Source organism: Streptomyces sp. SAS_270 (assembly GCF_052543295.1).
Genome location: NZ_JBMNDS010000052.1, coordinates 62402 through 73004, shown reverse-complemented (window position 1 = coordinate 73004; position 10603 = coordinate 62402). Strand labels below are relative to the sequence as shown.

Sequence of the window (10603 nt, the reverse complement as noted above, 5' to 3'; positions counted from 1 at the left end):
CCCGTCGCCGCGTGGGCGTACTGCCCGGGGGTCGAGCATGGCGGAGCTTGGCTGGGGGCCGGCTACGCGACGGGCAGAGACGTACCGGCACGGACCCTTCCGTGCGTATGCGACTGCGGGTGCGTGGGGGTGCGTGGGGGCGCGTGTGGCGCCGGGTGGCTGGCGAAGCCTCGTTTCTGCGGGCAATCGTGCCGCCAGGGGCGGCACGGGTGGGCGCAGCGGCGCCCCGTGAACGCCGGGCTGCGTGGCCCACCCCCGGCCGGCGACACCCCCGGGTGACGGAGCAAAGCCAGGGGGCACCCGGGGTTTGCCCACCCACCCCGGGTGAGCGTGGAAGGAAACGGTGCCCCGGGGCCGGTGGCTTCGGCGGAGGCGTTACGCGCCGCCCACGGCGGTGAGCAGGGCCAGCGGGGCCGCGGCGGAGCGGGACTCGCGTACGCAGGCGTGGGGGTAGGGGACCGGCTCGGGGTGGGTGTCGCGGCCGTAGCCCGCGAGGACCTCCGGAAGGCGGTGGCCGGCGGCGGTGGCGGCGTCGACCAGGGCGTGAGCCACCGTACGGGCCTCGTCGTGGAGGCCGTAACGGGCGAGACCCAGCGCGATGAGGGCGTTGTCGTGCGGCCAGACCGAGCCGCGGTGGTAGGACAGCGGGTGGTACGCCGGCTGGCCGGAGGCGAGCGTGCGGACGCCCCAGCCGGAGAAGAAGTCCGGCTCCAGAAGGCGGCGGCCCACGAGTTCGCCGTACTCCTTGTCCAGCAGCCCGGACCACAGGAGATGCCCCGCGTCCGACGCCAGCGCGTCGACCTGGTGGCCGTCACCGTCCAACGCCAGGGCGGGGAAGGAGTGTTCGGGCATCCAGAAGTCCCGCTGGAAGCGGTCGCGGAGGTCACCGGCGGCCTGTTCGAGGAGAGCCGCGTACACCTCGTCGCCCCAGACCGTACGGGAGAGCTGGGCGGTACGGCGCAGGGCGTCGTACGCGTACCCCTGGGCGCCCGAGGCCGTCACCGACCCGGTGGGGCGGCTGCCGTCAGCCGAGCAGATGGCGCCCGGGGAGTCCTTCCAGTTCTGGTTGGCGAGGCCGCCGCCGTCCGCGCGGTAGACGAGGTAGCCGCGGGAGGTCAGGCCGCCGTGGTCCAGCATCCAGCCGATCGCCGCCCGCGCGTGCGGTTCCAGACGGCGGGCCAGGGTCACATCGCCGGTCTGTTCCGTGTAGGCGCCGAGAAGGACGAGGAAGAGCGGGGTCGCGTCCACCGAGCCGTAGTAGCGGCCGTAGGGCACCTGCCCGAAGTGGGCCAGCTCGCCGTGCCGTACCTCGTGCACGATCTTGCCCGGCTGGGCCACCGTTCCCGCGCCGGTCTCGGTCGCCTGGGTCGCGGCGAGCGCGGGGAGGGTGGCGGCGGCCAGTTCGGGGCGGTAGGGGAGCGTGAAGAGGGAGGTGAGGAGGGCGTCCCGGCCGAGCAGCGTGAGGAACCAGGGGACTCCGGCCGCGGGGACCATCAGCTCCTCGCCGTCCGGGCCGGTCGCCGGGACCTGGAGCACCGCCAGGTCGGACAGGCCCCGGGAGCAGGCCGCGGACAGTTCCGGCCAGCCGGTGGGGAAGGGGACGCCGGTGGTGAACTCGTCCTCCAGGGAGAGGAGTTGCTGCGTCGCGGCGGCGGGGGACGCGGGAACCTCCGGGGGGCGCGAGGTGCCGTGCGGCTGCGCCGCCACGCGCAGGGAGAGTTCCGCGGAGGCGTGCGGTTCCAGGTCCAGGGTCCAGACCAGGCGGCGGGCGCCCGTCCCGGTCTCCTCCACGGCCTCGGGAACAGGGTCGGACGTGACCGTCGTACGGGAGCGCCATTCACCGCGCCGGTAGCTGAACTCCACGCCGTCGTCGAGGACTTGGCGTTGGCGGACGACGCCGTTCTTGGCGTACGTCCGGTAGTCCGAGCGCAGTTCGAACTGGTCCGTGAAGTCGGCGTCCGCGGTGACCGCGATGCGGACCGTGGTGGGTGCCGGGCGGTTGCTGGTGACGCGCAGGGATTCCACGAACGCGCCGTCGGACACGGCCTGTTCGCGGAAGAGCGTGTACGCGGGCGGTTCCGTACGGCCGCCGCGGGGCACCAGGACACAGCGCGCCGTGTCGCCGTCCGCGACCGGCGTGAGCGCTTCGGGCACCGCTCCGTCCACGGTCAGCTGCCAGCGGCTGAGATGGCGGGCGTCCCGTACGAACAAGCCGTCCGGAGAGCTGCCGCCGCGCACTCCGCTGATGTCCCCGCCGTCGCCCACGGCGGCGAACGTCCCGCCGTGCACGAGCAGATGCTGCCGGTCCGTCATCCCCGGTCCCCTCCCTTGGTGCCCGTCTCGGATGAGCCGTGCCACCTCTGTGATGCGCCGTGTGCCGTGTCGAACGCGCCAGGCCCCGTGCGGGACACGACGGGCTCCGCCCCCGAGGGGTCGTGCAGCAGGTCCAGCGTCAGCGCGGCCGTCCAGCTGAAGCCCCGGGCGCCGCAGCCCTCGCCGGTGTACGGGTCCACGTACTCCGCGAACCCCGACTCGTAGGCCGTGCCGAGCAGCGCGGCCCGCAGTGCCTCCGCGCGCCCGTGCTCGCCGTGCAGCCGCAGCCCGCGCTCCAGCAGCCAGTTCGTGTTGAACCAGGCCGGGCCGCGCCAGTAGCGGTGCGGGTCGAAGGCATCGCCGGTCAGGTCGTAGCTCGGGACGAGCCGGGTGGCGCCGCCGAGGCCGAAGTGCGGCCCCTCGGCGGTGCGGACGAGCGCGGCGGCGACGGAGCGCGGCAGCGCGGGCAGCAGGAGCGGGACGAGCCCCGTGACACCGCGCTCGGGGATCAGTTCCCCGGCGCACCCGTCCCGCTCCGCCGCCCCCCGGCTCCCGCGCCGGGCCTGGTCCCTCGTGCGCCGTTGGTGGTCCCCCGTCGGCCGGTCGCCGTCCGCGTGGCCCGCGTGCGCGTACACATCCCGGCAGAAGAACATGCCCTCCGCCGGATCCCACAGCCGTTCCACCAGTGCCGCCGTCAGGCGTTCGGCGCGGGCGTGCCGGGCCGTGCCCGCCGCGCCCAGTTCCTGTGCGATGCGTGCCAGGGCGTGTTCCGAGGCGATGAGCAGGGCGTTGAACGCCGGGTCCTCCACCGCGAACTCCCCGCCCCCGTCGGCGTATCCGCCGTCGCGGTAGTCGGCCGCCAGACGTACGTACCGGCCGTAGTCGAGGTCCGTCGGCCGGTCCTCGGCGGCCCCGTGGTCGAGGTCGGCGCGGCGGAAGGAGCGTGGCGGGGCCGGGGTGATCCGGCTGAGCGGGGCGTCCCAGCAGGGGCTGTTGTCCATGCCCTGCTCCCAGGGGTGGACCACGGAGGCGAGGCCGCCGCCGCCCAGGTCCCGGCGGTGCAGGAGATAGCGGTGCCAGGCCGCCAGGCGGGGATACATCCGGGGGAGGAAGCCGCGCGCCCGCGACAGGCCCGGGTCGGCCCGGTGCACCAGCCACGCGGCGAGCGCGTGCACCGGTGGCTGCACGATGCCCGAGGTCTGTACGGTGCGCGGGGCGCCCGCAGCGCGCCCCGCGGTCGAGGAGCGCCAGAAGTCGGGGCTCGGGAAGTACGCGTCGAGCGGGACGGAGGGGTTGAAGACGATGTGCGGAATGCGGCCGTCCGCCCACTGGGCGTCGAGCAGCGTCTCCAGCTCCGTCTGCGCCCGCAGTGGGGAGAGGTGGCGCAGGCCGATCGCGATGAACGCCGAGTCCCACGACCACTGGTGCGGGTACAGGCCGCGCGAGGGGACCGTGGACGTGCCCGTCCAGTTGTCCTCGAGGACCCGCGCCGCCCGCCGGTGCAGCGAAGCCGACGGTCCCGCCGGTGTCGCCGGATCGTATACATCGGTCCCGGATCGGGCGATCTCACCCGGACCGGCCGGCGACGGTGAGCGGGAGGTGCGCAGGGGATCGCCAGTGGTGCGCGCGGGGGCGGTGTGGCCCGTGCGCTGGGCGGTGAGCTGGGTCGTGCGGTCCACTCAGGTCTCCCCGATGACGTCCGGTCGGCCGGTTAGGCAGTAGCTACCGTAGGGTTACGTCTATTTAACACGCAAAACTCAATATGTAATGCAGAGTTGAGGAACGCAAGAGGGTGCGCATGACAGGAAGGGCGGACAGAACAGTGAGAGCCGGGAATCAGGCGAGCGCCGGAGAACTGCTCGAACTGGTGCGCAGCGGCCGGGCCACGACGCGCGGCGCGCTGCAACAGGCCACCGGTCTGTCGCGGGCCACCGTCGGCCAGCGGCTCGACCGGCTCTTCCGTGCGGGCTGGCTGCGTGAGGGCGCCGGCGGTCCGGTCGACTCCCCGCTGGGCGGCCGCCCCTCCATCACCCTCGAATTCGACGACGCCCATGCGATCGTCCTCGCCGCCGACCTCGACACCCGGCATGCCCGCGCGGCGGTCCTCACCCTGACCGGCGAGATCCTGGCCGAGCGCTCCGGTGTCCTGGTCGTCGAGGACGGCCCCGACGCCGTGCTCGGCGAACTCGGGCGCTGGCTCGCCGAGCTGGTCGAGAAGGCCGGGCGGCCGGTGGGCGCGGTGTGCGGGATCGGGCTCGCGGTGCCGGGGCCCGTCGACAGCGACACCGGCCGTGTCGTGCAGCCGCCGATCATGCCCGGCTGGGACGGCTACGACATAAGAGGGCGCCTCGGCCGCGCCTTCGCCGAGCACACGGGTGCCCGCCCCGACCTCCCCGTCCTGGTGGACAACGACGCCAACCTGATGGCGTACGGCGAACAGCGCACCGGATACCCGGACTGCTCGGCCTTCGCGCTGGTCAAGGTGTCGACCGGTATCGGCGCCGGGGTCGTGGTCGGCGGGTCTGTCTACCGGGGCATCGACGGCGGCGCGGGGGACATCGGGCACATCCGTGTGCCGCAGGGTGCCGACGCGCTGTGCAAGTGCGGGTCCTACGGCTGTCTCGCCGCCGTGGCGAGCGGTGGCGCCGTCGCGCGAAGGCTCGCCGAGGCGGGGGTGCCGGCCGCGTCCGGCTCGGATGTGCGCGAGCTGCTGGCCTCCGGGCACCCGGAGGCGATGGCGCTCGCCCGGGAGGCCGGACGGCACGTGGGGGACGTTCTGGCGACCGTGGTGACCCTGCTCAACCCCGGCGTGCTGATGATCGCCGGCGATCTGGCCGGAACTCCCTTCCTCACGGGCGTACGCGAACTGCTGTACCAGCGGGCGCTGCCCCGTTCCACCGCTCATCTGGACGTGGTGACCTCACGGCTCGGCGAACGTGCCGGGCTGGTGGGGGCCGGGGCGCTGGTCGTGGAGTACCTGTACGCGCCCGAGCGGGTCGAGGAACGGCTGGTCGCGCTCGGCGTGTGACGTCCCGGTTTCCTGTCCGGGGAGGGGTCCGCATGGTGAAATCCGGTCGCTTCGAGCTGCGTGATTCTCGCCACGCTTGATAAGCCTTTCGCTCAGATGAGCGGATCTTGGGCGGATGCACTTCCCTAAGGGGTGGCACTGAGTGCCACCCCTTGATCGTTCACGGGGTGAACTCAGGCGTGTCAGAGGGTGCTCACTTGAGCGGATTAGTGGGGCTCCGGGCATTGATTCATTCAAGAGGTGAAAACATCGGCTCGCTCATACTTGCCAGTCCTTGACTTTCGATCCGGTGGCGGACGAGTGGTTACGGCCGTATGACGCGCAAGTGGACGTACCCAGACGCCTTCGATCTGGGTATGTTCCCCGACGTCAGGGCAGCCACCGCGTCCTCGAGGAGTCGGACCCGTGTCGGAAAACAAAGATCCCCACGTAGCTGAGAGCGGCGACAGTGGTGTTCACGCAGCGAAGTTCGTCTACGACTTCACCGAAGGCAACAAGGACCTCAAGGACCTGCTCGGCGGCAAGGGTGCCAACCTCGCCGAGATGACCAACCTGGGCCTTCCCGTCCCTCCCGGCTTCACGATCACCACCGAGGCGTGCAAGACGTACCTCGACAGTGGCGATGAGCCGGCGGCACTGCGTGACGAGGTGAGTGCGCACCTCGACGCCCTCGAAGCGACGATGGGCAAGAAGCTCGGGCAGGCCGACAACCCGCTGCTCGTCTCCGTCCGTTCCGGTGCGAAGTTCTCCATGCCGGGCATGATGGACACCGTCCTGAACATCGGGCTCTCCGACAAGTCGGTGCAGGGCCTCGCCAAGCAGGCCGGCGACGACCGCTTCGCGTGGGACTCCTACCGCCGTCTCATCCAGATGTTCGGCAAGACGGTCCTCGGCGTCGACGGCGAGCTCTTCGAGGACGCCCTGGAGGCGGCCAAGGAGGCCAAGAAGGTCACGGTCGACACCGACCTCGAAGCGGCCGACCTGAAGAAGCTCGTCACCAAGTTCAAGAAGATCGTCAAGACCGAGGCCGGCCGCGACTTCCCGCAGGACCCGCGCGAGCAGATGGACCTCGCCATCCACGCGGTCTTCGACTCCTGGAACACCGACCGCGCCAAGCTCTACCGCCGCCAGGAGCGCATCCCCGGCGACCTGGGCACGGCCGTCAACGTCTGCTCGATGGTCTTCGGCAACCTGGGCCCGGACTCCGGCACCGGCGTCGCCTTCACCCGTGACCCCGCCTCCGGCCACCAGGGCGTGTACGGCGACTACCTGCAGAACGCCCAGGGCGAGGACGTCGTCGCGGGCATCCGCAACACGGTCCCGCTCGCGGAGCTGGAGCAGATCGACAAGAAGTCGTACGACCAGCTGATGCAGATCATGGAGACCCTGGAGAACCACTACAAGGATCTCTGCGACATCGAGTTCACCATCGAGCGCGGTCAGCTGTGGATGCTCCAGACGCGCGTCGGCAAGCGCACGGCCGGTGCGGCCTTCCGCATCGCCACGCAGCTCGTCGACCAGGGTCTGATCGACGAGGCCGAGGCGCTCCAGCGCGTCACCGGCGCCCAGCTCGCGCAGCTGATGTTCCCGCGCTTCGACGAGGACGCGAAGGTCGAGAAGGTCGGCCGGGGCATCGCGGCGTCGCCCGGTGCGGCGGTCGGCAAGGCGGTCTTCGACTCGTACACCGCCGTCAAGTGGTCGCGCTCCGGCGAGAAGGTCATCCTGGTCCGCCGGGAGACCAACCCCGACGACCTCGACGGCATGATCGCGGCCGAGGGCATCCTCACCTCGCGCGGCGGCAAGACCTCGCACGCGGCCGTCGTGGCGCGCGGCATGGGCAAGACCTGTGTCTGCGGCGCCGAGGAGCTCGAGGTCGACACCAAGCGCCGCCGGATGACCGTGCCCGGCGGGCACGTCGTCGAGGAGGGCGACGTCATCTCCATCGACGGGTCCAGCGGCAAGGTGTACCTCGGCGAGGTCCCCGTCGTGCCCTCCCCGGTCGTGGAGTACTTCGAGGGCCGCATGCACGCCGGTGCCGACGACGCCGACGAGCTGGTCGAGGCCGTGCACCGGATCATCGGGTACGCCGACCGGGTCCGCCGCCTGCGGGTGCGTGCCAACGCCGACAACGCCGAGGACGCGCTGCGCGCACGGCGGTTCGGGGCCCAGGGCATCGGCCTGTGCCGTACCGAGCACATGTTCCTCGGCGACCGGCGCGAGCTGGTGGAGCGGCTGATCCTGGCCGACACCGACACCGAACGCGAGGAGTCGCTCAAGGCGCTGCTGCCGCTGCAGAAGGCGGACTTCGTGGAGCTGTTCAAGGCGATGGACGGCCTGCCCGTCACCGTCCGCCTCCTCGACCCGCCGCTGCACGAGTTCCTGCCCGACATCACCGAGCTGTCGGTCCGCGTCGCGCTCGCCGAGTCCCGCAAGGACGCCAACGAGAACGACCTGCGCCTCCTGCAGGCGGTGCACCGGCTGCACGAGGCGAACCCGATGCTGGGCCTGCGCGGCGTCCGTCTCGGGCTGGTCATCCCCGGCCTGTTCACCATGCAGGTACGGGCGATCGCCGAGGCCGCCGCCGAGCGCAAGAACGCCAAGGGCGACCCGCGCGCCGAGATCATGATCCCGCTCGTCGGCACCGTCCAGGAGCTGGAGATCGTCCGCGAGGAGGCCGACCAGGTCATCGCGGAGGTCCAGGCCGCCACGGGCACGGAGCTGAAGCTCGCCATCGGCACGATGATCGAGCTGCCGCGCGCCGCGCTGACCGCCGGACAGATCGCCGAGGCCGCCGAGTTCTTCTCCTTCGGCACGAACGACCTCACGCAGACCGTCTGGGGCTTCTCCCGCGACGACGTGGAGGCCTCGTTCTTCACGGCGTACCTGGAGAAGGGCATCTTCGGTGTCTCCCCGTTCGAGACCATCGACCGGGACGGTGTCGGTTCCCTCGTGAAGTCCGCCGTCAAGGCCGGCCGTGAGACGCGTCCCGACCTGAAGCTCGGCGTCTGCGGTGAGCACGGCGGCGACCCGGAGTCGGTCCACTTCTTCCACGAGGTCGGACTCGACTACGTCTCCTGCTCGCCGTTCCGGATTCCGGTCGCGCGTCTGGAGGCGGGCCGCGCGGCGTGCACGGCGAAGGGCAGCGACCACCGCTGACCCACAGCTCCGGAGTCGCCGCCGGTCCCCGACCCTCACCGATCGGCGACGGCTCCGGTGTTCGAAAGAAGAGGGGCGGCACCCGTGCGGGGGTGCCGCCCCTCTCGTACTGCCGCGCACCGTCTACTTACCGTGAAGTAACAAACGGCAGGCGAGGGAGCGCAGTCATGACCGGCTGGAACGCGAGCGACATCCCCGACCAGCATGGCCGCACGGCCGTGGTCACCGGTGCCAACAGCGGCCTCGGACACGTCACGGCACGCGAACTGGCCCGCCGTGGCGCCCTCGTGGTGCTCGCCTGTCGCAGCGAGGCGCGGGGCAGCGCGGCACGGGAGCGGATCGTCGCCGAAGTGCCGGACGCCCGGGTCGAGTCGCGGTCGCTGGACCTCGGAGACCTCGATTCCGTACGAGAGTTCGCCGCGGCCTTTCCGTACGAGCGGCTCGATCTGCTCGTCAACAACGCCGGGGTGATGGCGCTGCCGTACGGGACGTCGCGGCGTGGCGGGGGTCGCCCGCGCCGTCCCGTCGGGCGCCGTGGACCCTCAACAGTGCGATGGCGCAACGGCTTTGGGGCGCCTCGCAGGGGCTCACGGGCGTGACGTACGACGCCCTGAAGGTCTGATCCGGCCGACCGGTCCGAACTGCTCCGAGTTACAGGGAGCCGCCGCTGTCGACGACCAGGTCCGTGCCGACGACGGAGGCCGCGTCGGCGGAGGCCAGGTAGAGGACGGCGGCGGCCGTCTCCTCGGTGGCGGAGATCCGGCCGAGCGGCAGTTCGCCCTTCACCCGCTCGACGCGGTCGGCCTCCGTCTCGCCCGGGCGCAGCGACATGGCGGTCGCGGTGGCGCCTGGGCTGACCACGTTGATACGGACGCCGTCGCGGATGTGGTCCAGGGCGGCGGCCCGGCTGAGCGCGGTGACGGCGGCCTTGGAGGCGGCGTACGCGGCGACCCCCGGGCGGCGGGTGTGGATGCCGAGGTTGGAGGCGATGTTGACGATCGCGCCGCCGGACGGCTGGGTGCGCATCTGCCGGACCTGGGCCCGGAGCGCGAGGAACACCGCGGTGACGTTGATGTCGAGCTGGGTCCGCCAGTCCTCCTCGGACAGCTCGGTCAGGGGGCGGCCGCCGCGGAAGACGCCCGCGTTGTTGACCGCCACGTCGAGCGAGCCGAAGCGGTCCACTGCCGCCCGGACCAGGGCCTGGGCGTCGGCCGGGCGCGAGACGTCGGCGGTCACCGCGAGGGCCTTGCCGCCGTGTTCCTCGATCAGGCGGACGGTCTCGTCGAGCGGTTCCGGTCGGCGTCCTGCCACGACGACCTGCGCTCCCTCGGCGGCGAACGCGAGGGCGGTGGCACGGCCTATGCCGGTACCGGCACCCGTGACGAGGGCGGTCCTGCCGGAGAAGCGGCTGGTCATGGTCTCCCCTTTTTTCTTGACCGATCGGTTCAATATGGAGGCGTAGGAAAAGGCACCTCGTCGGAGGTGCCGAGGTGCCGGATTCAGTGCAGCAGTGTCAGTGCCTGGGTTGCCGCGTCCCGGACGCGGGCCGGGTCCGCGGACGCCTTGCCGACGACCCGCAGGCCCTGCAGGAGCACCAGCAGCATGCGGGCCAGGGCGAGCGGATCGCGGTCGGCGGCCAGCTCCCCCTGGGCCTGGGCGCGCACCAGCGCCGAGTGGAACAGCGTCTCGATGTGATCCCAGCTGTGTTCCACCCGGCGGGCCGCGGCCGGATCGTGGGGAGCGAGCTCGGCGGCCGTGTTGGTGACGAAACAGCCGGTCAGGCGCTTTTCTTCGGTCGCTGCCTCGTCGGCGAAACGACGCACCACCGCGCGGACGGCGGGCAGTGCCGGTCCCGGCTGGGACAGCTCCCGCAGCAGCAGCGGGTCACGTGCCTGCTGGTAGCGCTCCAGCGCCTTCAGGTACAGCTCGTGCTTGTTGCCGAAGGTCGCGTAGATGCTGGCCCGGCCGACGCCGAGGCGCTCGACGAGGTCGGACATCGACGTCGCCTCGTAGCCGCGCTGCCAGAACAGCTCCAGGGCTGCCTGCAGCGCGGCTTCGGGATCGAACTCCTTGGTCCTGGCCACACCGTGCAGCCTAGGTATTTCT

The 10603-nt window shown here is 71.7% G+C and carries 6 protein-coding genes and 1 pseudogene; 3 read left to right on the top strand and 4 right to left on the bottom strand.

Translation table 11 applies throughout. The features are described 5' to 3' along the window. Nucleotides 1–375: 375 nt before the first annotated feature. Nucleotides 376–2313: an amylo-alpha-1,6-glucosidase gene (locus ACN6LB_RS29320; RefSeq protein WP_356139478.1), complete on the bottom strand. Its 1938-nt coding sequence runs from the start codon at nucleotides 2311–2313 to the stop codon at nucleotides 376–378. Then, nucleotides 2310–3992 (bottom strand): MGH1-like glycoside hydrolase domain-containing protein, encoded by a 1683-nt coding sequence (locus ACN6LB_RS29315; protein ID WP_445028508.1) that lies wholly within the window; start codon nucleotides 3990–3992, stop codon nucleotides 2310–2312. Before ACN6LB_RS29315 ends, ACN6LB_RS29320 begins: the two co-directional genes overlap by 4 nt. 119 nt (nucleotides 3993–4111) lie before the next feature. On the opposite strand from ACN6LB_RS29315, the gene ACN6LB_RS29310 reads away from it, so the two are divergent. From ACN6LB_RS29310 to ACN6LB_RS29300, 3 genes and pseudogenes are all read left to right on the top strand, one after another. After that, nucleotides 4112–5341 carry an ROK family protein gene (locus tag ACN6LB_RS29310; RefSeq protein ID WP_445028507.1) on the top strand — a complete coding sequence of 410 codons (1230 nt, stop codon included), beginning with the start codon at nucleotides 4112–4114 and terminating at the stop codon, nucleotides 5339–5341. Between the two features lie 405 nt (nucleotides 5342–5746). Beyond that, nucleotides 5747–8497, top strand: coding sequence for a pyruvate, phosphate dikinase (gene ppdK / locus ACN6LB_RS29305; RefSeq protein WP_445028506.1), 2751 nt, complete (start codon nucleotides 5747–5749; stop codon nucleotides 8495–8497). Nucleotides 8498–8664: 167 nt separating this feature from the next. After that, nucleotides 8665–9000, top strand: a pseudogene (locus ACN6LB_RS29300) (SDR family NAD(P)-dependent oxidoreductase); the annotation flags it as partial. A gap of 148 nt (nucleotides 9001–9148) precedes the next feature. Here ACN6LB_RS29300 and ACN6LB_RS29295 read toward each other — a convergent pair. Beyond that, entirely contained in the window at nucleotides 9149–9913 is a 765-nt protein-coding gene (locus ACN6LB_RS29295; protein WP_356139472.1) for an SDR family NAD(P)-dependent oxidoreductase, read from the bottom strand. A gap of 83 nt (nucleotides 9914–9996) precedes the next feature. Next, complete coding sequence (locus ACN6LB_RS29290) at nucleotides 9997–10581, bottom strand: TetR/AcrR family transcriptional regulator (protein ID WP_445028505.1); 585 nt, start codon at nucleotides 10579–10581, stop codon at nucleotides 9997–9999. Between the last annotated feature and the right edge of the window lie 22 nt (nucleotides 10582–10603).